At 58.6% G+C, this 26,286-nt stretch carries 26 protein-coding genes, 1 tRNA gene and 1 pseudogene; 14 read left to right on the top strand and 14 right to left on the bottom strand.

From position 1 onward, the window contains the following. Positions 1 to 7 precede the first annotated feature (7 nt). The 3 genes from purE to FH061_RS14885 are packed head-to-tail and all read left to right on the top strand — an operon-like array spanning position 8 to position 2,760. Entirely contained in the window at positions 8 to 511 is a 504-nt protein-coding gene (gene purE / locus FH061_RS14875; RefSeq protein WP_151636616.1) for a 5-(carboxyamino)imidazole ribonucleotide mutase, read from the top strand. Further along, positions 508 to 1,701, top strand: coding sequence for a 5-(carboxyamino)imidazole ribonucleotide synthase (locus FH061_RS14880; protein ID WP_151636617.1), 1,194 nt, complete (start codon positions 508 to 510; stop codon positions 1,699 to 1,701). Before purE ends, FH061_RS14880 begins: the two co-directional genes overlap by 4 nt. Positions 1,702 to 1,731: 30 nt before the next feature. Then, positions 1,732 to 2,760 carry an L-threonylcarbamoyladenylate synthase gene (locus tag FH061_RS14885; protein WP_151636618.1) on the top strand — a complete coding sequence of 343 codons (1,029 nt, stop codon included), beginning with the start codon at positions 1,732 to 1,734 and terminating at the stop codon, positions 2,758 to 2,760. A 56-nt stretch (positions 2,761 to 2,816) separates the two neighbouring features. On the opposite strand, the gene FH061_RS14890 is transcribed toward FH061_RS14885, so the two are convergent. Beyond that, the gene (locus tag FH061_RS14890) at positions 2,817 to 3,323 is read right to left on the bottom strand and encodes a flavin reductase family protein (protein WP_151636619.1); all 507 of its coding nucleotides are present in this window, start codon (positions 3,321 to 3,323) and stop codon (positions 2,817 to 2,819) included. Positions 3,324 to 3,895: 572 nt separating this feature from the next. Here FH061_RS14890 and msrA point away from each other — a divergent pair. Next, entirely contained in the window at positions 3,896 to 4,432 is a 537-nt protein-coding gene (gene msrA, locus FH061_RS14900; protein ID WP_151636620.1) for a peptide-methionine (S)-S-oxide reductase MsrA, read from the top strand. 57 nt (positions 4,433 to 4,489) lie between these two features. Here msrA and FH061_RS14905 read toward each other — a convergent pair whose 3' ends face one another. The 3 genes from FH061_RS14905 to FH061_RS14915 form a co-directional block, all read right to left on the bottom strand. Next, positions 4,490 to 5,695, bottom strand: a complete 1,206-nt coding sequence (locus tag FH061_RS14905; RefSeq protein WP_151636621.1) for an SAM-dependent methyltransferase — start codon at positions 5,693 to 5,695, stop codon at positions 4,490 to 4,492. A gap of 111 nt (positions 5,696 to 5,806) precedes the next feature. Then, positions 5,807 to 6,442: a pyridoxamine 5'-phosphate oxidase gene (gene pdxH, locus FH061_RS14910; RefSeq protein WP_151636622.1), complete on the bottom strand. Its 636-nt coding sequence runs from the start codon at positions 6,440 to 6,442 to the stop codon at positions 5,807 to 5,809. Between the two features lie 351 nt (positions 6,443 to 6,793). Beyond that, complete coding sequence (locus FH061_RS14915) at positions 6,794 to 7,948, bottom strand: MFS transporter (RefSeq protein ID WP_192805073.1); 1,155 nt, start codon at positions 7,946 to 7,948, stop codon at positions 6,794 to 6,796. A gap of 116 nt (positions 7,949 to 8,064) precedes the next feature. On the opposite strand from FH061_RS14915, the gene tcdA reads away from it, so the two are divergent. Beyond that, a complete protein-coding gene (gene tcdA, locus FH061_RS14920) occupies positions 8,065 to 9,006 on the top strand; it encodes a tRNA cyclic N6-threonylcarbamoyladenosine(37) synthase TcdA (protein ID WP_151636624.1) in 942 nt (313 codons plus the stop codon). A 246-nt stretch (positions 9,007 to 9,252) separates the two neighbouring features. On the opposite strand, the gene thpR is transcribed toward tcdA, so the two are convergent. The 3 genes from thpR to FH061_RS30990 all read right to left on the bottom strand — a co-directional run bounded on the left by thpR (position 9,253) and on the right by FH061_RS30990 (position 11,573). Beyond that, the gene (thpR, locus tag FH061_RS14925) at positions 9,253 to 9,804 is read right to left on the bottom strand and encodes an RNA 2',3'-cyclic phosphodiesterase (protein WP_151636625.1); all 552 of its coding nucleotides are present in this window, start codon (positions 9,802 to 9,804) and stop codon (positions 9,253 to 9,255) included. A 167-nt stretch (positions 9,805 to 9,971) separates the two neighbouring features. Continuing rightward, complete coding sequence (locus tag FH061_RS14930; protein ID WP_225984679.1) at positions 9,972 to 10,928, bottom strand: metallophosphoesterase family protein; 957 nt, start codon at positions 10,926 to 10,928, stop codon at positions 9,972 to 9,974. Between the two features lie 294 nt (positions 10,929 to 11,222). Beyond that, entirely contained in the window at positions 11,223 to 11,573 is a 351-nt protein-coding gene (locus tag FH061_RS30990) for a hypothetical protein (RefSeq protein WP_225984680.1), read from the bottom strand. A 214-nt stretch (positions 11,574 to 11,787) separates the two neighbouring features. Between FH061_RS30990 and FH061_RS30470 the strand changes: the two genes are divergently transcribed. The 5 genes and pseudogenes from FH061_RS30470 to FH061_RS30995 all read left to right on the top strand — a co-directional run. Then, a complete protein-coding gene (locus FH061_RS30470; protein ID WP_192805074.1) occupies positions 11,788 to 11,964 on the top strand; it encodes a hypothetical protein in 177 nt (58 codons plus the stop codon). Positions 11,965 to 12,038: 74 nt separating this feature from the next. Next, complete coding sequence (locus FH061_RS14940) at positions 12,039 to 12,320, top strand: hypothetical protein (protein ID WP_225984681.1); 282 nt, start codon at positions 12,039 to 12,041, stop codon at positions 12,318 to 12,320. Positions 12,321 to 12,519: 199 nt separating this feature from the next. After that, positions 12,520 to 12,780 (top strand): hypothetical protein, encoded by a 261-nt coding sequence (locus tag FH061_RS14945; protein WP_151636626.1) that lies wholly within the window; start codon positions 12,520 to 12,522, stop codon positions 12,778 to 12,780. A 1,787-nt stretch (positions 12,781 to 14,567) separates the two neighbouring features. Continuing rightward, on the top strand, positions 14,568 to 15,101 hold the full coding sequence (locus FH061_RS14955; RefSeq protein ID WP_151636627.1) for a DNA-binding transcriptional response regulator: 534 nt from the start codon (positions 14,568 to 14,570) through the stop codon (positions 15,099 to 15,101). A gap of 184 nt (positions 15,102 to 15,285) precedes the next feature. Continuing rightward, a pseudogene (locus FH061_RS30995) lies at positions 15,286 to 15,725 on the top strand (integrase core domain-containing protein); the annotation flags it as partial. 122 nt (positions 15,726 to 15,847) lie between these two features. Here FH061_RS30995 and FH061_RS14970 read toward each other — a convergent pair. Continuing rightward, entirely contained in the window at positions 15,848 to 16,243 is a 396-nt protein-coding gene (locus tag FH061_RS14970; protein ID WP_151636630.1) for a hypothetical protein, read from the bottom strand. A gap of 228 nt (positions 16,244 to 16,471) precedes the next feature. Beyond that, positions 16,472 to 16,546 (bottom strand) — tRNA-Arg (locus tag FH061_RS14975). A gap of 160 nt (positions 16,547 to 16,706) precedes the next feature. Here FH061_RS14975 and FH061_RS14980 point away from each other — a divergent pair. Beyond that, positions 16,707 to 18,632 (top strand): ATP-binding cassette domain-containing protein, encoded by a 1,926-nt coding sequence (locus FH061_RS14980; protein ID WP_151636631.1) that lies wholly within the window; start codon positions 16,707 to 16,709, stop codon positions 18,630 to 18,632. A gap of 168 nt (positions 18,633 to 18,800) precedes the next feature. Here FH061_RS14980 and FH061_RS14985 read toward each other — a convergent pair whose 3' ends face one another. Together FH061_RS14985 and murJ are read right to left on the bottom strand one after the other, a co-directional pair. Beyond that, positions 18,801 to 19,640, bottom strand: coding sequence for a SirB1 family protein (locus FH061_RS14985; protein ID WP_151636632.1), 840 nt, complete (start codon positions 19,638 to 19,640; stop codon positions 18,801 to 18,803). Positions 19,641 to 19,700: 60 nt separating this feature from the next. Continuing rightward, positions 19,701 to 21,251 carry a murein biosynthesis integral membrane protein MurJ gene (gene murJ, locus FH061_RS14990; RefSeq protein WP_151636633.1) on the bottom strand — a complete coding sequence of 517 codons (1,551 nt, stop codon included), beginning with the start codon at positions 21,249 to 21,251 and terminating at the stop codon, positions 19,701 to 19,703. Between the two features lie 174 nt (positions 21,252 to 21,425). On the opposite strand from murJ, the gene rpsT reads away from it, so the two are divergent. Beyond that, positions 21,426 to 21,689: a 30S ribosomal protein S20 gene (rpsT, locus tag FH061_RS14995; RefSeq protein ID WP_146328843.1), complete on the top strand. Its 264-nt coding sequence runs from the start codon at positions 21,426 to 21,428 to the stop codon at positions 21,687 to 21,689. Positions 21,690 to 21,911: 222 nt separating this feature from the next. On the opposite strand, the gene FH061_RS15000 is transcribed toward rpsT, so the two are convergent. Both FH061_RS15000 and FH061_RS30475 read right to left on the bottom strand, forming a co-directional pair. Next, entirely contained in the window at positions 21,912 to 22,316 is a 405-nt protein-coding gene (locus tag FH061_RS15000; protein ID WP_225984691.1) for a DUF192 domain-containing protein, read from the bottom strand. Positions 22,317 to 22,519: 203 nt separating this feature from the next. Next, positions 22,520 to 22,738: a hypothetical protein gene (locus tag FH061_RS30475; protein WP_192805075.1), complete on the bottom strand. Its 219-nt coding sequence runs from the start codon at positions 22,736 to 22,738 to the stop codon at positions 22,520 to 22,522. A 264-nt stretch (positions 22,739 to 23,002) separates the two neighbouring features. On the opposite strand from FH061_RS30475, the gene FH061_RS15010 reads away from it, so the two are divergent. Both FH061_RS15010 and FH061_RS15015 read left to right on the top strand, forming a co-directional pair. Continuing rightward, the gene (locus tag FH061_RS15010; RefSeq protein ID WP_151636635.1) at positions 23,003 to 24,184 is read left to right on the top strand and encodes a tetratricopeptide repeat protein; all 1,182 of its coding nucleotides are present in this window, start codon (positions 23,003 to 23,005) and stop codon (positions 24,182 to 24,184) included. Then, positions 24,184 to 25,311 (top strand): HupE/UreJ family protein, encoded by a 1,128-nt coding sequence (locus FH061_RS15015; protein WP_151636636.1) that lies wholly within the window; start codon positions 24,184 to 24,186, stop codon positions 25,309 to 25,311. The genes FH061_RS15010 and FH061_RS15015 overlap by 1 nt, the downstream gene beginning before the upstream one ends. 292 nt (positions 25,312 to 25,603) lie before the next feature. Here the strand turns inward: FH061_RS15015 and FH061_RS15020 are convergent, their stop codons facing one another. Next, positions 25,604 to 26,164 (bottom strand): pseudouridine synthase, encoded by a 561-nt coding sequence (locus tag FH061_RS15020; protein ID WP_151636637.1) that lies wholly within the window; start codon positions 26,162 to 26,164, stop codon positions 25,604 to 25,606. Positions 26,165 to 26,286 lie beyond the last annotated feature (122 nt).

Below are 26,286 nucleotides of genomic sequence, written 5' to 3' on the forward strand. Positions count from 1 at the left end.
GGATCAGATGAGCGCAGCTTCCGCAGCGACGCCGGTAGTCGGCGTCATCATGGGTTCGTCCTCGGACTGGGACGTGATGCAGCACGCGGTGGCGATGCTGAAGGAATTCGGCATCCCGCACGAGGCGAAGGTGATCTCCGCGCACCGCATGCCGGACCAGATGTTCGCCTATGCCGAGTCGGCGCGTTCGCGCGGCTTGCGGGCGATCATTGCCGGCGCCGGCGGCGCGGCGCATCTGCCCGGCATGGTGGCCGCCAAGACCATCGTGCCGGTGCTCGGCGTACCGGTGCCGTCGAAGTATCTGCGCGGCGAGGATTCGCTGCTGTCCATCGTGCAGATGCCCAAGGGCATCCCGGTGTCGACTTTCGCCATCGGCGAGGCCGGCGCGGCCAATGCGGCGCTCACCGCGATCGCGATACTCGCCGCCACCGATGATCAACTGGCCGAGCGCCTGCAGGCATTCCGTGCCCGCCAGACGCAGGCCGCACTCGATATGACTCTCCCGGCATGAGCGACAAGTTTCAACCTTTGCTGCCCTCGGCAACGCCGCCAACCTGGCTGGGTGTGATGGGCGGCGGCCAGCTCGGACGCATGTTCGTGCATGCGGCGCAGATGATGGGATTCAAGGTGGCGGTGCTAGAACCGGCGCGCGATTGTCCGGCAGGCCATGCCGCCGACCATCTCTTGTGCGCCGGCTATGACGACGAAGCGGCGCTGGCCGAGCTGGCGCTGCAATGCAAGGCCGTCACCACGGAATTCGAGAACGTGCCGGCGCAAAGCCTGGCCTTCCTCGCCGACCGCACCTTTGTCGCGCCGTCGGCGGCTTGCGTATCGGTCGCGCAGGACCGCATCGAGGAAAAGCGTTTTTTCACCCAATGCAGCAAGGCGTCCGGCGTATTGCCCGCGCCCTACCAGGTGATCGCGAACGACCAGGACATCGATGCCGTTCCGGATGCGCTGTTTCCCGGCATCCTCAAGACCGTGCGCATGGGCTATGACGGCAAGGGCCAGGTCCGCGTCAGGAGCAAGGATGAAGTGCGCCAGGCCTTCGCCGCAATGAAGGGCGTGACCTGCGTGCTGGAAAAGATGCTGCCGCTGGCCTACGAAGTGTCGGTGCTGACGGCGCGCGGCGCCGACGGCAAGTCGGTGGTTTACCCGATCGCGGAGAACGTCCATCGCGACGGCATCCTGTTCACCACCACCGTGCCGGGTCCCAACGTATCCGCCGAGTCGGCCGCCCGAGCCCAGCACGCGGCGCTGGAAATCATTGCCGCGCTCGGCTATGTCGGCGTGCTGTGCATTGAGTTCTTCGTGCTGCAGGACGGTTCGCTGGTGGTCAATGAAATGGCGCCGCGTCCGCACAACAGCGGCCATTACACCATCGACGCCTGCGTCACCAGCCAGTTCGCGCAGCAGGCGCGGGCGATGGCCATGCTGCCTCTCGGCGACGTGCGCCAGCATTCGCCCGCGGTCATGCTCAACATCCTCGGCGATGTCTGGTTCGACAATGGCAGCGACCAGCCGCGGGAGCCGGCCTGGGATCAGGTATTGGCGTTGCCCGGTGCGAACCTGCACCTGTACGGCAAGGATGATCCGCGCCGCGGCCGCAAGATGGGCCATGTCACCTTTGTCGCGCCCACGCTGGAAGCGGCGCAGGACAGCCTGAACGCGGCTTGCCGCATTCTTGGCATCGCCCTCTGAACAGCACTCCGAGAGACTCCGGTTTTTGTCATGTCCGAACCCGACCAGAACGCCATCGATACCGCCGCCCGTCTTCTCGAGGCGGGCAGACTGGTCGCCTTTCCCACCGAAACCGTCTACGGCCTTGGCGCCGATGCGGAAAACCCGGAGGCGGTAGCCAGCATCTATGCCGCCAAGGGACGTCCTTCCAATCATCCGGTCATCGTGCATCTCGCTCCGGGAGCCGATATCGGCTACTGGGCACAGGCGATTCCCGAGGAGGCGCACAAGCTGATCGTAGCCTTCTGGCCGGGACCGCTGACCCTGATCCTCAAGCGCGCCGGCCATATACCCGACGCGGTATCCGGCGGACAGGATTCGATCGGCCTGCGCTGTCCTTCGCATCCCGTGGCGCAGGCGTTGCTGCATGCCTTCAAGGGCGGCCGGGGCGGCGTCGCTGCGCCATCGGCGAACCGCTTCGGTCACGTCAGTCCGACCACCGCCCAGCATGTGCGGGATGAATTCGGTGCGGCGGATGACGGAGCGCTGGCCTGCGTGCTGGACGGCGGGCAGAGCGATGTCGGCATCGAATCCACAATTGTCGATCTGTCGCGCATGGCCACGCATGGTCCGGTGCTGCTGCGCCCCGGGCATATCGGCGCGGCACAGATTGCCGAGGTCATCGGCATCGAGCCTGGACAGCCTGATGCAGCGGCACCCCGTGCCTCCGGCACGCTGGAAGCGCATTACGCGCCGAGCACGCCGGTTGCGCTGATCGAATCGTCAGACTGTCACCAGACAGTGCAGCAGCTGGAAGGGAAGGGAAAGCGGGTCGCCCTCATCGGCTATGGCGACGCGCTTGGCATTCCGGCGCTGAAGGCGTTTGCCTTGCCAGCTTCTGCCGACGGTTATGCGCATGGCCTGTATGCCGCATTGCGCAGCGCCGATACCGCCGGCGCCGACATCATCCTGGTCGAAGCGCCACCCCGCGAGCCGGCATGGCAGGGCGTCAACGACAGGTTGCGCCGCGCCGCCCACGATTCGAAGGGCGTGCTCGAGCGCTTGCTGGCTCCGGGTTGAATCCGAGTTGAATCCAGGTTGAATCTGAACGGGCTCGCCAGAGCCGCGCACTCGCATCAAGGCTTGGTGGAAGAGAACTTGCCGCCATGAAAAACCAGCGCCGGCTGCGGCGACACATCGCAGCGCTCCACTTCACCCACGAAGATCACATGGTCGCCTTCCGGATAGCGGTTGCGGTTATGGCATTCGAACCAGGCGGAGACACCCTTGAGAATCGGCAGGCCGGTATAGGAAAGATCGAAGTCCACACCTTCGAAACGGTTGTCGATGCGCATGGCGAAGCGCTCCGCCAGCACCGCCTGGTCGCCCGAAAGAATATTGATGACGTAATGCGAGTTGCCGCTGAATACCGGCATGCTGCTTGCGCCCTGCGCCAGGCTCCAGAGCACCAATGGCGGGTCGAGTGAAACGGAATTGAAGGAACTGGCCGTCAAGCCGACGAAGGTGCCGTCAGGCAGCCGTGTCGTGATCACGGTGACACCGGTGGCGAACTGCGACAGGGCCTGCCGGAAATGCGTTGAATCGAAAGCCGGCGGCTCCGCGCCGGGAAAGGAAGTAGACATCGGAAATCCAGGAAATTTTACTCATTATGCCGAAAAAGCCTGGCCCTTGCGGTTGCCTTTGCGCTACCGCCTGCGTACCGGCTTGACCGCGGGCGCGGCAGGCTGCAGAAGATCCTGGAAAATCGTCGGCATCCAGGGCCGGGCCGACAAGCAGGAAACTGAGCGGGAAGCGTGCTTCGCAAGGCAGCCGTGAGGTCTTCCTGATGCTGCTGCGCAATGCCGCAGGATAAAATTCTTTTGAGAAAACATCCGTTCGACGCTGGCTTCCGACATGCCGCTATGCGTCGCCAGTTCCGCATAAGTGATGCCGCGCGCCTTCATTTCGCGGTTCAGGGAATCCTCCAGGGGAATGGCTTGTCGCATGGAAGGACGAAATTGTGAAAGGCGAATTACATTGTGTAATGAACTTGGCGAGACATTCCCACAACGGACGCGGGCATTTGTCGCCATTTATTGGCATCTGTTGCGCCAATACCGATGGAGCGGGCGACAAGTTGATGGCAGTCAATATTCTCGAATAGGCATGACCATGCATTTGCGCTAAAGTCATGACATAACATGTGGAGTTCATCATGACGACGGAAATTGCAACACTCGGCGGCGGTTGCTTCTGGTGTCTGGAAGCGGTCTATCAGGAACTCAAGGGCGTGCAGCATGTGGAGTCCGGCTACACCGGCGGCCATGTGGTGAATCCGACCTACGAACAGGTGTGCGACGGCAATACCGGCCATGCGGAAGTCGTGCGTCTGGAATTCGATCCTGCACAGGTCAGCTATCGTGAAATCCTGGAGATTTTTTTCACGATTCATGATCCGACCACGCTCAACCGGCAGGGCAATGACGTTGGCACGCAATACCGCTCCGTCATCTACTATCACACCCCCGAGCAGCATGAGACAGCCAGGCAGGTAATCGCCTGCATGGCCAGCGTCTGGGATGCGCCCATCGTAACGGAACTCAGCCCGCTGCAGCCGTATTACAAGGCGGAAGACTATCACCAGAATTATTTCCGCCAGCATCCGCTGCAGGGATACTGCGCGTTTGTCGTCGCGCCCAAGGTCACGAAGTTTCGCAAGATATTCACCGACAAGCTGAGAGTGCCGGCATAGGCGGTTCCGTATCCCGATCCTGCAGGTTTGAATGAGGCAATCACTTCATATGCGGATTCACTCCCGGTAAATATAGCGGCGGGACCACGGCAGCGCATCGCTGTGCCTGCCCGCCTTGATGCATGCCACCTGGTATAGCGATATCCAGTCATGGGTGAACGCATACGCGCATCCGGCAAGATAGACGCGCCAGATGCGAAAGCGCCGGTCGTCAACCATGCGGCGCAGGCGCTGTGACTGGCTCTCGAAGTTGTCGGCCCAGATGCCGCAGGTCTTCGCATAATGGCGGCGCAGATTCTCGACGTCGAAAGCTTCCAGGCCGCCTTCCTGCATGGCCTTGAGCACCGTGCCGATGTGCTCCAGTTCTCCGTGCGGGAATACATACTCCTCAATGAACTCGCCGCCGCCATAGGCGGTTTCGCCATTGTCGGGATCGGTGGTGGTGATGCCATGATTCATCGCCATGCCGTCATCCACAAGCAGCGAGTTCAATTTCCTGAAGTACGCCGGCAGATGCCTGGCGCCGACATGTTCGAACATGCCCACGCTGGTGATGCGGTCAAAGCTGCCGCTGACGTCGCGGTAATCCTGCAGCCGTATTTCCACCCGGTCGGAGAGGCCGGCGCGGGCAACACGCTCCCTGGCCAGCTCGCACTGGTTTTCCGACAGCGTCACGCCCACGCAGCGGGCGCCGAATCTTTCCGCTGCGCGCAGCACCAGCGCACCCCATCCGCAGCCGATGTCGAGCAGGGTATGGCCGGGACGGACCCGGATCTTGGCAAGAATGTGGTCGATCTTCTTCAGTTGCGCGGTGCCCAGGTCTTCGTCGCCATGCTCGAAGTAGGCGCAGGAATAGACCATGTTCTCGTCGAGCCAGGCGCGGTAGAAATCGTTGGAGACGTCATAGTGATAGCGGATGGCGTCCTCGTCCCTTTTCCTGGTGTGACGAAACGAGCGTACGACGCGTGCGAATTTCCCGGTCGGTTCCAGAGTGTGCCGTGCGAGCGCATTGGCAACCGAAATAATCTCATTGACCCGGCCCTCGACCTCAATCTTGCCTTCGACATAGGCCCTGCCCAGATTCGAGAGCGACGGCGTGAGCAGATAGCTCAATGCGGACGCATGCGGAACCTTCACGGTGACGCGCGGCGCGGCCGGCCCAAGGTCCAGCCGCTGTCCGTTCCATAACTCCAGCCGCAAGGGCACTGCGGCCTGATGGCGGATATTGTCCGCCCAACTTCCCAGCCTCTTTTCCCAGAACACGATGCCACCTCCGCCAAAAGGATTGATCGAGTCATGCGATATCGGCGGATTCTCCTTGAGGATCAAGCCCGTAGCGCGATCCGCCTTGCCGGCTGCGAAGTGTGGCGCTCTCTACGGCTGCAGCCGTTGCCGTTGCCAGGAACCGTCCTGCTGCAGACGGTACGCAATGCGGTCGTGAAAGCGCGACGGCCGCCCCTGCCAGAATTCTATGTAATCCGGGATCAGCCGATAGCCGCCCCAATGCCGGGGGCGCACCGGCTGCTCGCCGAACTTCTGCTCCACCTCGGCATAATGCCGTTCCATCGCCTCGCGGCTTTCGACGGGACGGCTTTGCGCCGAGGCGATAGCCGCCAGCCGGCTCTTCAGGGGACGGCTTTGGAAATACGCATCGCTTTCGGCGGCAGAGATCTGCTCCACCCGGCCTTCGATGCGTACCTGTCTTTCCAGCTCGATCCAGTAAAAGAGCAATGCCGCATACCGGTTCTGCTGAAGCTCATTTCCCTTGCGGCTTTCGTAATTCGTAAAGAACGTAAAACCGCGCTCGTCCACATCCTTGATCAACAGTATCCGCGACGACGGCCTGCCATTGGCATCAACCGTCGAAACGCTCATGGCATTGGCCTCGGGTACCTCCGCGGCAAGCGCCTCGGCGAACCACTTTGAAAACTGATCTATCGGGTTCGGGAAGACATCCTGCTCGGACAGGCTGGCGCGACTGTAGTCCTTACGTAAATCTGCTATCGACATTGGTTTTCCTATTAATTCGACCCGAAAAATGTTTCATTTTTCGGGTCGCTGATCTCACTCTCTACCTCTGGGAGAGGGCCGGGGTGAGGGGATCCGGCCCAACCTATTTTCGGGCCGGATCCATAAGTAGTATCGGCTGGCGCCGTTTGCAGGCGGCTGCAGCTGGGCGCGACCGGCACATGGGCCGAGGCCGGATGCCGAGGATGCCATTATCGCAAATCGGTAAAGGATCGATGGCGGCGGTGTCTTCCATGCCGGGCCGGATATCCGCGATACCACACAAACAAGATAATCCGCACGGCGAACCGATTCCTTGTTCTCAGTCAATGATTAACTGAAACAGTGCAGAGCTCAGTCAATATGGCTGCCGTCGATCCTGCGCGAGGCGAGCGGCACGCCAGCGCCGATCATGACGCTCATGCTCCAGAACACCGCCTTCAAGCCCAGCGCTGCGCCGGCGCCGCCGAACGCCAGCGGCAAGAGCACCTGGCAGGCATTGCCGATCATCACGCGTACGCCGACGGCTTCCGCGGCGCGGCCCGCGGGAGCGTGCTGATGCAGCAGCGCGAGCATGTTGGGCTGGCTCGATCCCACGGCCAGGCCCAGCATGGCCGAGACAGCCATCAGCGAAAGAGGCCGTCCCATGAATGGAAACAGCGCATAGCAGGCCGCCGCCAGCAGCAGCGCTCCCGTCAGCACCTGCCATTCGCCGTGGCGGCGCGATATCCATGGCATGGCCAGCCGCACGGCAAATGTCGCCGCCGAAAAGCATCCAAGAATCAGGCCGATGGTCGATGCGGAAAAACCGAGCCGGGTGGCATGGATGGGCAGCACGAAGGTGAACAGGTCCCATGCCGAGGAGAGCAGGGTGCCGACAATGTAGATGCGGCGCATCTCGCCTGCGAACACCAGGTCCAGCATGCTGTTTGCCATGTTGGACCTGGCAGGAACGCGCGCCTTGTCGCCATGGCCGCCGAATCCGCCCGCGTATCGGGCGCCGATCACGCCCAGCACCAGCGCAGCCATTCCCGAAACGGCGGACGCGGCAAAGGAAAGGCGATGACTGGCATGGTCGATCAGGAAGCCGGCGAGCACCGGGCCGCAGAAACCCGATACCGAAAAGCCAAGCGCCAGCCAGCTGTAGTTGGAGGCGCGGTTTTCATTGCTGCTGAGCGCGCCAACCGTATGCTGCGCCGCCACCTGTATCACCATGAAGCCGGTGCCGATCAGCATCGTGGCCAGGTAGAGGATGGCAAGTCCGCCGAACAGCGCGGGCAGGGCGCAGCCGATGATGATGCCAAGCGCGGAACCGATCAGGGGGCGGGTGATGCCCGAGCGGTCGACCATGCGCCCGGCCGCTACCGCGAACAGCATCGGAAACAGGGAGAACAGGGCAATCAGGCTGCCGATCGTGAATTCCGAGGCGTGCAGCGACAACGCGTAAAGCGAGGTGGTGATGCGTGCTCCCGCCAGCGCCATATGGGCCGTCAGGGAAAGCAGGATCAATTTGAAAACGGGAGGAGAGAGGAACACTGACAAACAATCAAGGCAGGGACACGACAGGTCAAGAAAAAACATTCTAGAGAAAAATATCCGCGATTGCCTCGCGTTAAAATATCGGGATGAACGCCATTATTCCCTTTCCCCAGCAAGCTGGCCTGAATGACAACGGCAATAGGAGCAGCAACGTTGCCGGCACCGACGACATCGATTTCGATCGCCGTTTCGGCGGCATTGCGCGCCTGTACGGCAAGGCTGCGCTGGCCCGTTTCCGTTCGGCCCATATCTGCGTGATCGGCGTGGGCGGCGTAGGTTCCTGGATTGTCGAAGCGCTGGCGCGCAGCGCCATCGGCCACATCACCATGATCGACCTGGACAACGTTGCCGAGTCCAATGTCAACCGCCAGATCCATGCGCTGACCGATACCATCGGCAAGCCCAAGGTCACGGCACTGGCCGAGCGCATCGTGCAGATCAATCCTTATTGCAAGGTGACCGAGATCGAAGACTTCATCGATCCGGACAACCTGGACGCCATGATCGGCGAGCGCGATTACGACTATGTGATTGATGCGATCGACAGCGTGAAGGCAAAGACGGCGCTGATCGCCTATTGCCGCGCCAAAAGGATCCCATTGATTACCATCGGCGGCGCCGGCGGACAGATCGATCCGACGCGCATCGAAGTGCGCGATCTCTGCCGTACCGAGCAGGAACCCTTGCTGGCGAAGGTGCGCAAGCGTTTGCGGGCCCAGTATGGTTTCCCGCGCGGGACAAAGAACAAGTTCGGGATCGATGCCGTTTTCTCGACCGAACCCTTGCGCTTCCCGGAAACGGAAGAGGCTTGCGAGATCGATGCGGACGGCAAGTCCGGCGTCACCGGCCTCAATTGCGCCGGATTCGGATCCGCCATGGTGGTGACTGCCAGCTTCGGCCTGGTGGCCGCATCGCACGCGTTGCGCAAGCTGGCCGAAGCCGCGGAAAAGGCAGAAGCCGACACATCCGCAAAGCATGAGGAACCGTTGGCCGAGGCAATGGAAACCGAGGACGGCATCGCGGCTTGATGGCATCACTCTCGCCCCGGTAGCGGGCCACGAAAGAAGAGCGGCACTGCCGCTCTTCTTGTTTCTACTGATCCTTGCGTTCAGGCCCTAGAGCGGTTTCACCTTGACCTGCCTGTCGATCCCGGACAGATTGCTGCTGGCACTGCGTTGTGACTCCTTGCCATGGCTGGCCATGTCGCGTCGTCACGCCTTGTTCCAGCAGCAATCTGCCTCGGCCTCAACTAGGCCGGTCAAGGCGAAACCGCTCTAGACCGCAATCCCGCCTTGTGCCGGTTCGCGCAGTGAACGCGATGCAAGGACTTCATATACCGAACCGCCGCTGCCGGTGGTCGATTGCACAAGTGCCACGGTGTCGGCGCGCCAGGCGATGGGCTCGAATACGACATCGGCAGGAAGCGTGGCGTCCCTTGCCAGCGTGATATGGGGTTTGAATTCGCTGTGCCGGTCATAGGTGATGCCCCGTGCATTCAGCGCGGCAAACAATTCCTGCTCCAGCGCCGCTAGTCCCTGGGGTAGTTGATGGGTACCGGCCCATGCGACGCGGTTGCGCGGAAAATACCCGACCTTGTCGATGATGAGGGTGTCGTCTCTCGGCTGCAAATGCGCAAGGATTTCCTTGGCCGTCGTGATCACCGACGCCGGTTGCATGCCGAGAAAGGCCAGTGTCAGATGCAGGTTGCCGTAGGGTATCCAGCGGCCCTGCATCGGCGCCTGCAACTGCATCAACGCAGTCCGCACTTCGTCACCAGGCCACAGCGCGAAAAACAGGCGCAGCTTTTCGTTGGTATTGATGCTCATGTAAGTCCCGTTATCATGGATTGGCCTGATCTGCCTCGGCCTCGACTAGGCCGGTCAGGGTGAATACGCTTCAATAATGTCACTTTCACTTGTTGCCGCGTCTGACGAGCGTCATTTCCGCAAAAGTTGGTGAAACTGCGGAGGGCGCAGCGGTGAACGGCAGGCATTCAATGGCACAGCGTCGCACCCTGGTCGCGAAAACCGTCCTTGTCGACCGGCAGGAATTCCCATTGATAGCCTTTCTCCTTCAGCGTCACCTTCAGCACACCCAGCGAGGTGTTGTCGCTGACCTGGCTGTTCTGTTTACGGAAGCGAAACGGCGTCAGCTGGGCGCCGCCCGTGCCGACCACGAATTGCCTGAGGCCCCGTTGATCGTCGCGCTGACCATCCGCATCCTGGGGGGCGAAACGTTCATAACCATGATCATGTGACGCGAGAACAAGTTCCGCGTTGGCGGCATGCAGAATGCGCCATGCTTCCTGCATGCGCTTGCTGCTGCCATGCCCGCCGGAGCTGTACAGCGGATGGTGCCAGTACGCCAGCGTGCAGGACGCCGGATTGGCGGCAAGATCCCGGCGCAGCCAGTCGAGCTGCTTCCTGTGCTCCTCCGCATTGAGATAGCTATTGAGCGACACCACATGCCAGCTCCCGATCCTGAAGCTGTAGTAGCCGAGCTGGCCTGGACCGGCGGCATCGCCGAAGTAACGGTAATAGCCGACGGCCTGCGGCGTATAGTATTCATGGTTGCCCGGGGCGGGACGGGTGCGCGCCTTGAATTTCCCCCAGGTGGCATCGTAGCAGCCGGTGAATTCTTCCAGGAGTCCAACCGGATAAGTATGGTCGCCGAGCGTCAGCACGGCGGCGTCGGGGTCATCCTTGAGTGCCGCGGAAACGAGAGCTGCCGTTTTTGCGGCGCCGCTGTCTTGCGGACGGTATTGCTTGCAATCCGCGATGTCGCCGGCAGCATAGATGGCGATACCTCTGTCGTTCAGTATCGCGTGTTTCTCCGCTTCTTCGCGCGCATGCTTGTCGCTGAGGCAGCCGCTCAGGCTGCCCATGAGCAGGGACATCGTCAACAAGAGAAAGATGTTGTTCCTATGCGGGCGCAGTGCGGGCAATTTCATGGGGCTCCATTCGGCAAATACGAACTAGTGGTGTGAATAAAAAATCCGTTGAAGGCCAATGTGGCGAAATCCTGACTGGACCAACGAATTTTGACGCGCACCACTGGATTGTTTACAAATGGAATGATAAGTGAACACCGCTCTCCGCATGCCACTGCAGTTATCGGAAATCATGCAGGCGATGGTCGAAAGGGGGCCGCTGCCAAAGGAAGCATCAGGACGAAGCGGAGGAATCGAAGGAAGCGCACAGGAGCCGGCCTGTGCGCATAGTCAGTCCGAAACGGGAAGAGGCCTTCAGAATTCATGCTCCCTGAATGCCCGTTCAGCTCTTTCCCGCGCCGCATTCCAGGCGTCTTCCTCTGTGGGAAATATGCCGGCGGGAATATAGGTTTCGGCAATTTCCGGTTCTCGTGTGAGGCGCACATATACCTGCGCCTCGAAGGTGTCATCCGGCAGTTTGACTGCAAGGATGCGCGCCAGATGGGTTCCGCTTTGCAGCATGCGTCCTTCCTGAGTCTGCGGTGAGGCATCTCGGCGCCCGAGAGCAAGCTCGTCACGCTCCACATCGCGTTGTCCTGCGGATTTCTCTCCGCTGCCGATATCGGCTTCGTCCAGCAAGTGCCTGGTTTCCGGTGCCATTGCCATTGCATTTCTCCTTTGCGATTGCATCCTTGCAGATGGGTTTCATGTCAGGGTTGGGGCAAATTTCCTATGCGTCCCGGTTCATCCGTATGATGAGCTTCCCTTCCGATAGTTCTGGTGCACATGTGCAATGCGCTGATCCGGAATCGCGGCAACACCGCGCCTGCGCCACGAACCATCGTCAAAGGCGTTCGTCTAACCTGCTTTGGAGGCGCACATGAACAATGAAAAGCAAAGCACGGTTGAAGTGGGCAAGGGCGATCGCGAAGTCGTTCGCACCAAGGACAATCCCATCGGCATAGACGACATCGGATTGCCTGCCGGCATACCTCGCGACGAGGTCACGAAGCTTCAGGACATTCAGCCTGATCCTGCGAAGACGCAGGAAAAGTAGCCGGCCAAGCCAGCAAACGAGACGCAGCAATACACAGCAATACGCGACAGGCAGAACCGGCCCCGGAGGCCGGCATGCCGCCGCTACCTATCAAGGAGAAGCCGATGGCAAGCAAGGCGGAATGCGACAAATATGCGGCCCAGCTCGCTCAGCGTTTCGAAGAATATACCCGTTGGGCAGTGGAACACTGGCCGAACAAGGATTTTCCCCTGCTTGCCTCGGACTTCGATGCGTCGCGTCGTGAGCTGAGCGACATTCTCGGCCCCAAGCTCAGTCACGGCGAAGATCCGTCGGATCCCCCAGGAAACTCCGACGCGGGCCAGTACCGCGACGTCACGCCCATGCCGTGGCCATGACTGCAGCTCGGTGGCGAACCCGCCCCTGACATTTGATTCATCCCTTCCGGCGGTTTGCCGCACAGGCAGATGCGCGGGCGTGCATGCGACCCTGCCGACGATGATCAAGCCCAGCATGAAAATTCCTTGAGGCGACACAAGCCGGAGCCCGTCTGGTCGGGGCTTAATGTTAGTAATTTAATCACATCAAGAGGAAATCATGACTCCGGCCGACATCATGAAAATCATCAGGACCTACGAGGCCAGCAGCGATACCTCATGGACGACCATGGTGCGCGAGCATGCCAAATCTCTTGCTTCCGTGTCAGACCGGTTAAGTCCTCAGGAAATGGAAAAGCTGGTGGAAATTGCCGCCGCGTCCTATCACAAGGCCAAGAACGAATATCAGGCCAGCGTTGAATATGATTTGCTGATCCTGCGTCTGAATGCGCAGATGGAAAAGCGGCAGCAATCGAAATAGGTCGCGCAAATGTTGAAGCGCCGAGGGCAGGGATGTTAAGTCTCCTTGCGGGGCAGCATATGAGGCGTCATGGCGCCTCATCTTCTCATCAAGACCGGCGTCTCACTAGTCGCATTGGTTGCACTGTTCAGGCATTGCCAAAAAAAATCCCGCGAACGAGTGACACTTGTCGATCGCGGGCGAACCCCCATTACAGGGAGGAGACGGGAACACCCGGAGGATGCAAGTGCATCTAACGGGCGTGTTTATTTTCACGTCAACGCGGGGGAGTAGTAAGAACTGATGAGGATTGTTGAGTTACGCGCTTCTGCTTCCCAGCGCGAGAAACAGCACAGGGCCTGACAAGCGACGCATTGCACCTGCTGCGGCTGCCGCAGTTCACCTGATCGCTCACGGAAGCGTTGATCGCATGGGGAAACCGAAGGCTCTCGCTGATTTGCGCTTTTCGAACGATAGCGCCGCATTCACATTCACTGCTCCAGCTTGTGTTTGGCAGGCTGCTGTTCGGTCCCGGACTGGATCCGCACCTGCGGTGCTCGGCGTACCTCCGTACGCGTGCGCTTTCGCTCCTCAATGCAAGGCCGCTACGAACCGCTCGCGACGCTTCTCGAACACTGCCTAGCAGAATAGCAAGGCAAGCATGGCGGCATCATCAGCCAGCACGCCCGACAGCGTGACTGACCACATTAGGAACTGTGCCTTGAGGGTTTGGTAAGGCTCATTGAGCATTACGGCATCTCTATAAGTAATTAATCCTGGAACAGCAGGATCGCCGCGCACACGCCGCTGACGCCCACCAGGATCTTTGTCAATCCGCTTACCTGTTCAGTGGCTTCAGCCAGGAGGCGCCGACGTGGAATCTGGGGAGGCGTTAATGGGAAACCGCAATGCGGGCACGACGCGTTCATCGCAGCTGTCTTCTTCTTGCAATCGGGGCAGTTAGTTTTGGGCATGACAAAATTTTAATTTTTAATAACGTATTAGAACCTGAAACATGCGAGGAAGAACAGTACTCCAGCGCAAACTTGCTGTACTTTTCGTGGTTCTCTTCCGGGAAAATGCGCCGCCGGATCATGAAGCTTCCATAAAATACGTCAGTGCTGTAAGTCGCGTTGTTACATTGCGTAACGCTGATAGAGCGGCCCGCGGGTGGTTGTTACATTAATCATGTAGTAGCTGTTCATCCATCTATGTTCGGGAATCCAAGGGTTGTCATGAAACGCATAATCGCTTGCATCGTGCCCGGTATGCTGCTTTCGGGTTGCATTGCCGTTCCAATCGATGAACCCTATCCAGTGCATTCTTCCGTCCAGATCTACAGCAACCCATATCCGGTCTATCAAGTTCCTTACCCGGTCTATGGTCCTCCCGTCCATCGCGGTCCCCCTGTCTACGGTTACCGGGACTGGCGCCGTGAAGCACATCCCGCATATCGGGGAGATGGACGCATCCCTCATCATCATCACGGTCCGCATGCGGAAAACCGATCGTCGGCGCCGGCGCCCCATGTTCATCCGCAGCCGCATGGTGAAGCCCCTCCCGGACGTGGCCGCGGCTCGGCGGCGGGTCCGGGTGCTCCAGGCTACAGATCATCCATGCGTGAAAGCCATGGCGGCAGAGGCGCGCCACCGCAGTAAGCCGGCATGACTCGGCATAAGCCGGAAAGCATCCGTCAAGCGTGAACAGATTGACACCCCCGGTTTGGGATCAGGGCTTTCGGCCCAATGACTCAAGATCTTCGCATGCGGCATTTGTAGCGACGAGCCTTCTGCTAAGGACTGGGCTTCATGCGCATCTTTCCGCCATCCCGTTCGGACCGTATTTTCCATTGTGGCAGCCGATGGGCTTATGTATGTATGAATTCATACATACATTTTCCGAGCGTTCACTTAATCTCCCTTACTCATGCATCCACTTCATGCACTCCTGATCAGGTAATGAACCGTAAGACTCTCGCCATCCTTGTCGCAGACCCGGACAAACTCACATCCGATACCATTGGCCAAATGCTGAAAGCGCGCGGGCATGCCGTAACAGTGGTCACGGACATCGTGTCCGGCCTGAAGGTCATCGACATGGTGTTGTTCGATGCTCTCGTGGTTCCGGTCGACAAGCATCATTCGATGATGGATCTGTCCTTTATCGATGCCGCGAAGAAGAAGCAGCCCGACATTAAAGTGCTCGGCATCAGCGGCGACATCAATGAACCAACATCCATTTCAACGGCGGCGATTGACGGTTTCCTGCGCAAGCCCTTTACGCTTGATCAGCTGGATGACAAGCTTTGCCGGACCGCTGCCGACCGTTCGGCAGCCGCCTAGATCTCGGAATTGCATGACGGCGTTTGCCGAGCCGGGAGCGGATTGCCAATGAATGTACGGTCGTTCCGACCTGTCTTGGGCGCATGACAGGTTGTTCGTCGCTGGTGTTGTCCGCCACATGGAAATCCTCTCGCTTGATTCCCAAGGCAAACCGATGCTTCCGTACACCCACCCGCAACGTGCTCTGGCCATCGATGCCCATGCCCGCATTGCCTTTACCTGGATGTACCGCAATGAAACCAAGGAAAATGCCATCAACTTCCTGCGCAAGGCCCATGCCTGGTTTGGCTCGCTGGGCGGCGTCCCAAGGCGATCCTGACCGACAATGGCTCGGCCTTCCACTCAAAAGCCTTCGGCGCAGCCATGCGCGGCCTCGCCCTCAAGTCGCGCTTCACCCGGCCGTACCGACCCCAGACCAACGGCAAGGCCGAGCGCTTCATTCAGTCTGCACTGCGCGAATGAGCATACGGCCTTGTCTACCCGCAGTCCAATGAGCGCATCGCCATGCTGGAGCGTTGGCAGCACCACAACAACTGGCACCGCCCTCACCAGGGTATTGGCGGTGTGGCTCCCATGACCAGGCTGGTTGCTAATGGAAATAACCTATTGCAAGTTCACATTTGATGAGTCGGGTCTGGTACGTTCAGACTTTGGTGCCTATTTGTTTTAACTGCAGTCACCTGGCGGCACCAACCCGACTGCTCGGTTTGCAGGGCGGCAGAAGCCATCCCTGCGAGTTCGTTCAATTAATTATTGAAGAGGCCGGTCTTTTGGGTAACGTTGGACTCGCTCATCGAAAAGCGCTTAACAACATTGCTCTGGTCGAACAAGACCACGAGTTCTTTCTTCTTTCCGCTGGCACTACCGCCAAAGAGATTTACGATTGGGACGTAGCTAATCGCGTCAGCGGAAACATTCGTAAATTCATAGTTCCAGATTTCCAGACCACCGTCAGTGAAGCTGGTTTTGACAGGTGAGCCAAACATGGCGCGCACGTCGTTCTTCGTGGACTTGCCCTCAACAATCTTTTGTTGAACGGAAGTTTCGGACTCTGTACGCAATGTCTCATTGCCCATACTGGCACAGCCGGAGACGAGAAGCACTGCGGCAATAGCGAACGTAGTGAATAACGGCTTTTTCAAAGTAGGCCCTTGTCAAAAAAATTTGATAAAAGGCAACAGATTCTACATGCAGCAAGTTGTCGACTATCCCATGAATATGGTGTTGTCGATCTTTGAGCCATAAAACAAAAAGCCCGCATACGCGGGCTGGTTTGTGTATTGAGCTAAGGCAATATCGGGCAATTGTCCCGTTTGTGTCCCATCGCTTTCTCACTCTCTCTGTAATCTATTGATAGGAAGTGGGAAAGTTGGTCCCGCCGACAGGAATCGAACCTGTATCTAGCGCTTAGGAGGCACTCGTTCTATCCATTGAACTACGGCGAGACACGCGGGTGTTGACGCAATGAACTTGCGTCAACACCCGAGATTATAGCCGAGACCGGGAGAGAAATACCTCTCATTGTTTTGCAATCGGTACAATGCATGTTTCATCCTTCCGTTTCCTAGGGAACGGCCGTAGTTCCCCCGCATAAGCACTTTTCATATGGCAGTCATTTCTCTTACTGATGCTCAACTTGCGTTCGGGCATGTTGCATTGCTTGATCACGCCGAGTTTTCTCTTGAAGCCGGCGAGCGCGTCGGCTTGATTGGCCGGAACGGTACCGGCAAGTCTTCGCTTCTGAAGATCATTGCCGGCATGTCCAGGCTGGACGACGGACTGCTCGTGATGCAGCAGGGCATCAAAATCGCCTATGTGCAGCAGGAACCGCAGTTCGCTCAGGAGATGAGCGTTTTCGATGCGGTAGCCAGTGGCCTGGGTGAACTGCCCGCACTGCTCAATGAATATAACGAAATTTCAGGCCAATTCGGCGGCGACAATGATGATGCCCTGATGGACCGCATGCATGCCATCCAGGTAAAGCTTGATGCAGCGGACGCCTGGAGCCTGGGCAATCGCGTGGAGACGGTCCTGGCCCGCCTGAGCCTGAACAAGGATGCGATCATGGGCACCTTGTCGGGCGGTACGCAAAAGCGTGTCGCCCTCGCCCAGGCGCTGGTCGGCATGCCGGATGTGCTCCTGCTCGACGAGCCGACCAACCACCTGGATTTCACTTCCATTCTTTGGCTGGAATCACTGCTGCGCGACTTCAAGGGCAGCATCCTGTTCATCACCCACGACCGGTCGTTCCTGGATAATGTCGCGACCCGCATTATCGAACTCGACCGCGGAAGGCTCCTGTCCTTCCCGGGGAATTTCAGCGCCTATCAGACGCGCAAGGCGGAACAGCTGGAAATCGAGGCAATCGAAAACGCCAAGTTCGACAAATTCCTGGCGCAGGAAGAGGTCTGGATCCGCAAGGGCGTGGAAGCGCGGCGCACGCGGAACGAAGGCAGGGTCAAGCGGCTGGAGGATCTGCGCCGCACCCGCAGCGCGCGGCGCGAGCAGCAGGGCCAGGTGAAGCTGGATGTGTCGGCGGGAGAGCGCTCCGGCAAGATCGTCGCGGAGCTGGTCGATATCAGCAAGCGCTATGGCGACAAGTCCATCGTGCAGGACTTCAATGCCATCATCATGCGCGGCGACAAGGTAGGCCTGATCGGCCCGAACGGCGCGGGCAAGACCACGATGCTGAAGCTTATTCTTGGCGAGGAGCAGCCGGACAGCGGTACGGTCAAGCAGGGCGCGCGCCTGCAGGTGGCTTATTTCGACCAGATGCGGGCCCAGCTCAACGAAGAGGCCAGCCTGGCGGAGACGATTGCCCCCGGCAGCGACTGGGTCGAAATCAATGGCCAGCGCAAGCATGTGATGACCTATCTGGGCGATTTCCTGTTTGCCCCCGAGCGTGCCCGCTCGCCTGTGAAATCCCTGTCCGGCGGCGAGCGCAACCGCTTGCTGCTCGCTCGCCTTTTCGCCAAGCCGGCCAATGTGCTGGTGCTTGACGAGCCGACCAACGACCTCGATATCGATACCCTCGAACTGCTGGAAGAACTTCTCGAGGAATACAGCGGAACGGTTTTCCTGGTCAGCCACGACCGCATGTTTCTTGACAATGTCGTGACCCAGGTGATTGTTGCCGAAGGCGACGGATTTTGGCGGGAATATGTCGGCGGTTATACCGACTGGGAAAGGGTGCGCTCGGCGGCTGGCGCGAAACCGGCTGTCAAGCCTGTGGCCAAGGCGGAAAGCAAGGCGGTCCCCAAGGATGGCGGCGCAACTGCAACCGCTGCAACCGCAAACAAGGCAAAGAAGCTAAGCTACAAGGAGCAGCGCGAACTGGAAACATTGCCGGATCTGATTGCCAAGCTCGAAGCGGAACAGAAAACGATTTCGGAGCAGCTTGCCGATCCCGAGCTGTATCGTCAGAAGCCGGACGAAGTGCAGCGACTCAATCAGCGTTTCGCGGAAATCGACGAGAAATTGCTTGAGAGCCTGGAGAAATGGGAAGCGATCGAAGCCAAGGCCAAAGGCTGAAAATGGCCCGAGGCTTACGATGGCTTGTTCGCCCAAGCTGCGTTTGCCTGGCTGCTGTTCGGTCCGGGTCCGCGCCTGCGGTGCTCGGCATGCTACCCGTACGCGTGCGCTCCCGCTCCTGAGCGCAACGCCGCTCCGAACCGCTCGCGACGCTCTAGCAAACACAGCCTAGTTGAGGCGCCTGCTTGCCTCTCGCAGTTTTGGGAGCTTGCTGCGCAAGGTCTCGGCGTCGGGGGCATAGGGACGTTCGGCCAGATAAGCTTCGAGGTCGTCCAGCGCGGCTTGCGGACATTCCAGATTGGCATAGGCCAGGCCGCGGTCACGGCGCTCCGTGATCTCGTCCGGGAGCAGGATGAGCAGGCGCTGCTGTACGCCGAGCAGGCGTTGCCAGTGCATGTGTTCGAAAAATAATGATTTCAGATTGCGCAGCATCCGTACCAGGATTTCACGCGGGTGGGCGGCATGCAGATAGTAGGACAGCGGAATGGCGCCAGGATAACTCTGGTGCTCGAAGTACGGTTCCAGCCTTTCTTCCAGCTCCTCGCGCGAAAGGCTGGCGCCATTGAAGGGATCAAGCACGATGTCTCCGGACTGCACCGACAGTTTCATCAGGAAATGGCCAGGGAAGGAGATGCCCCTTACATTAAGCCCGATCTGCTGGGCAAGCTCCATGTAAAGCACCGCCAGTGAAATCGGAATGCCGCGGCGTGAACGAATGACTTTGTGCAGGTAGCTGTTGTCCGGATCGTAGTAATCGTTTACGTTTCCCGCAAAACCAAGTTCCCGGTAAAAGAAATGATTGAGCAGTCGGAGTTTCTGCACGCTGGAGGCATCCGGAGCAAGCCGGCGCTGCAGACGGGCCGCAAGAATGTCGACTTCCACCTGGGTGGCGGCCAGATCGAGTTGCGGTTCCACATCCTGTGCAATGGCCAAGGCGGCCTCGAACAACGGGATGGAGTCGTCTTGCTGTACTAGCGAGGCAAAATATTCTAGAGATTGGATTTCCATACATGACCATCATAAACCATGCGGCAGCCATTGAAAGGGCGGGATGGAAATCCGGCCAGGTCAACGGCTCACGCGCTTGAAGTCGCGGAAGCGGAAACCCATCGCAAGCAATGATCCGAAGTAGGTGATCGCGCAAGCAAGCATCACCAATGCAAGGGCACCAACCCGATGCAAAGGGCGGGACTGGAGTCCTATCCAGTCAAAATTGCCGGCTGTCCATAATGCAACCGCCGCAAGCAAGGCCAGCGCTCCGCATATCCGGATGAAAAACAGGCCCCAGCCATCAAGCGGAACGTAGATGTTGCGGCGCCGCAATCCGATGTAGAGGAATATGGCATTCAGGCATGCGCCGATACCGACCGACAAGGCAAGTCCGGCATGCTTGAAATAGGGGACGAAAACGAAATTCATCACTTGCGTTGCAATCAATACGACTACAGCAATTTTTACCGGCGTGCGGATATCCTGTTTTGCATAGAAGCCGGGGGCGAGAATCTTCACCACGATCAGGCCGATCAAGCCGACGCCATACGCGATCAATGCCTGGCCGGTCATCCTCACGGATACCTCATCAAATTTCCCATAGTGAAACAGAGTGGTCGTCAGCGCTTCGGACAGGGTGGCAAGCCCGACCGCCGAAGGCAGCGCGAGGAGAAAGGTCAGTCTCAATCCCCAGTCCAGCAGCGAAGAGTATTCCCCGGCATCCTTGTCGGCATGCGCTTTCGAAAGACTGGGCAGCAGAATCGTGCCCAAGGCCACGCCCAGCAATGCGGTGGGAAACTCCATCAGGCGATCGGCATAGGTCAGCCATGACACACTGCCACTGGCAAGGCGCGAAGCAATATTGGTGTTGATGATGATGCTGATCTGGGCGACCGACACCGCGACAATCGCCGGCACCATCTGGCGCAGCACCCGCCGCACTCCCTGGTCCTGCAATGCCGCTTTCAGCCCGAAGCCAATCCGTGGAAGCATGCCGATCTTGAGCAGGGCCGGAATTTGTATGCCGACCTGCAACAGTCCGCCGGCCACCACGGCAAAGGCGAGGGCGTAGACGGGTTGTTCCATGTGCGGCGCCACGAACAGGGATGCCACGATGAATGACAGGTTCAGCAGGACAGGCGTCACCGCGGGAATGCGGAACTGGCGCCAGGTATTCAATATGCCTCCGGCCAGGGCAACGAATGCCATGAATCCGATATAGGGAAACATGATGCGCGTCATTACCACGGCTGAAGAGAAGGCCGACGGGTCGGCCTTGAGTCCGGTGGCAATGAAATAGACAACGACCGGCGCTGCCGCAATGCCGAGAAGGCAAGTAAGTACCAGCGCCCAGATCAGGACAGTCGCGACATGGTCAGCCAGATCCTTGGTGGCCGCTTCGCCTTTCTGATTTTTGTACTCCGCAAGAATCGGCACGAACGCTTGCGAAAACGCGCCTTCGGCAAACAGGCGGCGCAGGAGGTTGGGAATGCGAAAAGCGACATTGAAGGCATCCGTGTATGCGGATGCGCCAAAAGCTCGCGCGAACAGCAATTCGCGCAATAGCCCCGTCACGCGGGACAGCATGGTCATGCCGGAAACAGTGGCAAGCGTCTTGAGAAGATTCATGGGGCGCAATTATAGCCGCTGCATCCATGCGTCAATTTAGCCGAACGACCCCGGCGGAAAGAGGAAATAATCCTGATTGATCTATCCCTGAAAATTGCGTTATAATCCGCAGCTTTACAGAATTCTGTCTCGCAATCTGCGAACGCAGTCCGATTTCGATTTAGGAAATAATAAATGGCAAATACCGCACAGGCGCGCAAGCGTGCTCGTCAAGCAGTCAAGCAAAACGCACACAACTCCAGCCAGCGCTCGACACTGCGTACGGCGATCAAGGCTGTTCGCAAGGCGATCGAGGCAGGCGACAAAGCTGCAGCATCGCAAGTATTCCAGGCTTCCGTTTCGACGATCGACCGCATCGCCGACAAGAAGATCATCCACAAGAACAAGGCAGCTCGCCACAAGAGCCGCCTGGCAGCCGCCCTGAAAGCGCTGGCCTGATATATCTGCAAGGCGGGCCTGCTGCCTGCCTGATTGCCGATAGCGAGACTGAAAACCCGCAAGGCTGATGCCTTGCGGGTTTTTCTTGTTACTGCTGAATAACATGTACGAGCGCAGCCGATGGAGGCGTCATCGGCATTGTTGTAAGGTCTTGTGCCGGCGTTGCGGCGACATGCTAAGGCCCATCCGGAGGCCGCTTATTCTGCAGCGGCAATCCGTCAATTAGTTGGGCAATCCCTGGATGACGCTTCCAGGCTTGATATTTTTTTGTTTGAACCAGCCCTGGTTCATCTCCAATGCGTATCGTGCCGGCCGTTTCGCGCAATGCGAATCGGTGGTCTGCGGCTGCATGTCTTCGATATTGATGATTTTTCCGCTCTCGTCAATGAAGGCGACAGATAGCGGAATGAAGGTATTCTTCATCCACATGCAGACCCCCGCAGGGGCCTCGAACACGAACACCATTCCTTCGTTCGGTCCCATCCGTTCCCGGTACATCAATCCTTGCTGCCGCTCTGCATCACGTGCGGCGACCTCCGCCTTGATGACGTGAATTCCGGCGTTCAGGGGAATTACCGGAAATCTTGCGGCTTGCTGCCCCCATGCGCTCATGGCAAGGGTTGCCATCATGGCGCCAATGATCAAGCGTGGTAAAGACGGAGCCTTCATCATATGTGCTGGTGTTTGGTTGTTGTCCATTTCATGCAAGCTTAGCCGATAAATGAAATGCAAGCGCGTCTGACTCTCAAAGGGATGCGTATCGGCGTTGGTGGTGCGGCATGAAAAAAGGCAGGCTGTACAGCCTGCCTTTCATGGAGAAATCGCGGTGATTATTTTGCAGCCGTATTCGCCGCCGCTTTTTTTGTCCGCTTTGTTTTCTTTTTGGCTTTTTTCGTTTTGGTGGCGGGTGCCGCAGCAGCAGGTGCCGCAGCAGGCGCAGCAGCGGGAGCAGCAGGAGATGCGGGGGCAGCAGGGGCAGCGGCGTGGGTAGCAGCAAATGAGGAGACTGCGAACAAACCGGCGACGAGAGCAGCGATCAGATTTTTCATTATGTGTCCTTCAACTTGAATTGTTAACTGAATAATAATTTTATTAACGTTGAATACGATTCTTGCGAATCAACCGAATTAACGACTTCGAAGAAGGCTGGTTGACAGGTCCTTTCACCACAGTGAAAAAATGATGCTGCGGGTTCCGGCCGGGTCGCCGATGCCGCCTGGCCAAAGCAGAATTGCTGCGTCATGTGGGATTGTTGCTATGATAGTCAGCCTGTACCGCAACCCCGCTCCCTACTCGGCTCATCTATCGGACTCATGAAACGCATCTGCCACCTTGCCGCGCTGCTTGCATTCCTTTCCTGCGCCGGCCAGGGGTCTGCCGCGCCGTATGTGCCCGACAATGATGGCAAGGTGCTTGAAAGGCTTCCATTTAAAGCCAACGATCCGGTTGCGCGTGAACTTGGATCGCTGCGGGCCACCCTGAAGCGCAATCCGGACAATGTCCAGGTCGCTACCCGGCTTGCGGATCGTTACTATCGGCTGGTGTCGGAAGAAGGGGATCCACGTTATCTGGGATATGCGCAGGCGGCGCTCGGCCCGTGGTGGAATATGCAGAGTCCGCCGGAGGATGTTCAGATCCTGCGCGCCAGCCTGCGCCAGTATCGACATGACTTTTCCGGCGCTGTCAGTGATCTCGATCAGGTCCTGAGCCGCAATCCCGGAAACGCCCGGGCTCTCGCTCTCAGGGCCATCATCCATATCGTGCAGGCCCGCTATGTACAGGGCATCGAGGATTGCCAGTCATTGCGCAAGGCGGGAGACCCGTTGATCGGACTAGGCTGCGTGGCCATGGTGGAGGGATTGACTGGAAAAGCCGTTTCCGCATATGCCGCCTTGAACAAGGAAGTGAGCGCCGCGACCTCCGTCTCTCCCGAAAACAGGCTGTGGCTGGAAATACGCCTGGCCGAACTGGCGGAGCGCCAGAGCCTGCCCGACGTGGCGGAGACGCATTTCAAGAAAGCGATTGCCCTTGGCATCAACGATACCTTTCTATTGGCCGCTTATGCGGACCTGCTGCTGGAGCAGCGTCGCGCGGCAGAGGTTGTCAACTTGCTGAAGGACAGACAGCAATCGGACGTGCTTCTGCTGCGCCTGGTATTTGCGGAGCGTGAATTGCAGATGCCGAGCGCAAAGGAAAGGGCCGACTTGCTCGGCGCCCGCTACGCTGCCGCACAGATGCGCGGTGAAACCGTGCATCAGCAGGAGGAGGCGCGTTTTGCGCTGGCGGTGCAGAATGATCCGCGCCGCGCACTCATGCTGGCGCAGGAAAACTGGAAAGTGCAAAGAGAGCCGCGCGATGCGGAAATCTATCTGAAGTCTGCGATTGCGATGAAGGATGCCGCAAGCGCGCAGCCGGTACTGGAATGGCTTGAAGAGAGCCGGATCGAGGACCGCAAGCTGGCTTCCCTTGCCCGCCAGTTGAGGAGCATTCGCTGATGCTCGGGCAAATGTTTCTTCTCCTGGCCTTGCTGCTGCAGACTTGGAACGTTCACGCGCACAAGCCGAGCGACAGCTATCTGAAGCTCAGCATCAATGATGCCGTGATCTCGGGACAATGGGACATCGCCTTGCGCGACCTGGACTTTGCCATCGGCCTTGATGCCGATGGAGATGCCGGCATCACCTGGGGCGAGGTGAAGGCCAAGCACGAAGAGATCGCAACCTATGCATTGTCACGGCTTACCCTGGCGTCGGACGGAAGCGTTTGCGCGCCGCTGGTGAAGGCGCACCTGATTGATGACCATACTGACGGCGCATATGCGGTGCTGAAGTTTGAAGCAACATGCGGGCGTGCGATTGAAACGCTGCAGGCGCGCTATGCTCTTTTCTTCGATGTCGATCCCCAGCACAAGGGACTGCTGCATCTCGAATATCAGGGGCAGTCGCGTACCGGCGTTTTCACTCCCGAGCAGTCGCGGCAGGAATTCACGCTTGACCGGCCTGGCAAGCTTGGCCAGTTCGCCGATTATTTCAGGGAAGGCGTCTGGCACATCTGGATAGGATTCGACCATATTCTGTTCCTGCTGGCGCTGTTGCTGCCTTCCGTTGCCATGCGTGTCAAGGACGCATGGCAGGCTGCCGAAGGAATCAAGTCGGTATTTCTGAATGTTCTCGGTATCGTGACCGCGTTCACCATCGCCCATTCGATCACGCTTTCGCTCGCAACGCTGGGTATCGTCAATCTGCCATCAAGATGGGTCGAGTCGACGATTGCGGCATCGGTGGTGATCGCCGCATTGAATAATGTAATGCCGATATTTTCCGAGCGTCGCTGGATAATGGCCTTCCTTTTCGGACTTATTCATGGATTCGGCTTTGCAAGCGTCCTCGCTGACCTCGGCTTGCCGGGCCATGCCCTGGTCCTTGCACTGGTCGGCTTCAATGTCGGCGTCGAGGCGGGCCAGCTCGCGATTGTGGCGGCTTTCCTGCCCTTGGCCTTTACGTTGCGTCGCACTGTCTTTTACCGGCGGATCGTATTGCAGGCCGGGTCATTGGCCATCGCCATGCTTGCGGCAATATGGCTGATCGAACGCCTGTTCGATCTGGAATTGCTGTCTTTCTAAGCTGTGTTTGATCAGCGTTGCGAGCGACTCGGCATTGCGTTGATGAGCGGAACGCATGCGTACGAACAGCATGCCGAGCACCGCAGGCGCGAATTCGGATCGCGCAGCAGCTTAACAAACACAGCCTAGTGGTGCGAGTTAAAAATTTGTTGATCAAATGGTGGACGAGAATCATGCCGATACGGCGTCAAAAATCGCGCAAGGCATGACAAAGGCGCGGCCTTGCTGTGCCTTACTCCTTGTCTTGTCAGGATTGGGCATCATCCGCTTCAACAGATTTCCGACTACCCCACTAGCGATCAAGCTCATGCGCCGACACCTCGCGCCACTCGCCGGGCCATACCGGGTGGGTCGCAAGCGAAAAGGGGCCCACGGCAATCCTGATCAGGCGCAGCGTCGGCAATCCCACGGCGGCTGTCATGCGGCGCACCTGCCGGTTTTTCCCTTCCGAAAGCGTCAATGCGATCCAACTGGTGGGAATGGTATTGCGTTGGCGAATCGGAGGCTGGCGCTCCCAGACCCATTCCGGTGCTTCGATGCGTCTGGCATCGCAGGGTCTAGTCACGAAATCGCCGAGATCAAGCGGACCGTTGAGCCGGGCGAGGGCGTCGTCATCAGGCAAGCCTTCAACCTGCACGATATAGGTTTTGGCCTGCTTGCTGTCCGGATGGCTGATCCGGTGCTGCAACTTTCCGTCATCCGTCAGCAGCACTAGGCCCTCACTGTCGGCATCGAGGCGTCCGGCAGGATAGATGCCCGGGATATCAAGATAATCGGCAAGGGTTTTTCGCCGTTCATGCGCGGAAAACTGGCACATGACGTCAAACGGCTTATTGAAAAGTATCAGTGGCACGGGTCAATGTCGATCAGTGGAGAAAGGTGAGGCGGGTGCATGAGGCAGCATTTTACGCTTTGATTGTCTGCGGCTTAGGAGCTAATCTGGTAGGGAGCCGCATGCCTTCGGTTCGGGCGTCT

The organism is Noviherbaspirillum aerium (genome assembly GCF_008929045.1).
Lineage (GTDB): Bacteria > Pseudomonadota > Gammaproteobacteria > Burkholderiales > Burkholderiaceae_D > Noviherbaspirillum > Noviherbaspirillum aerium.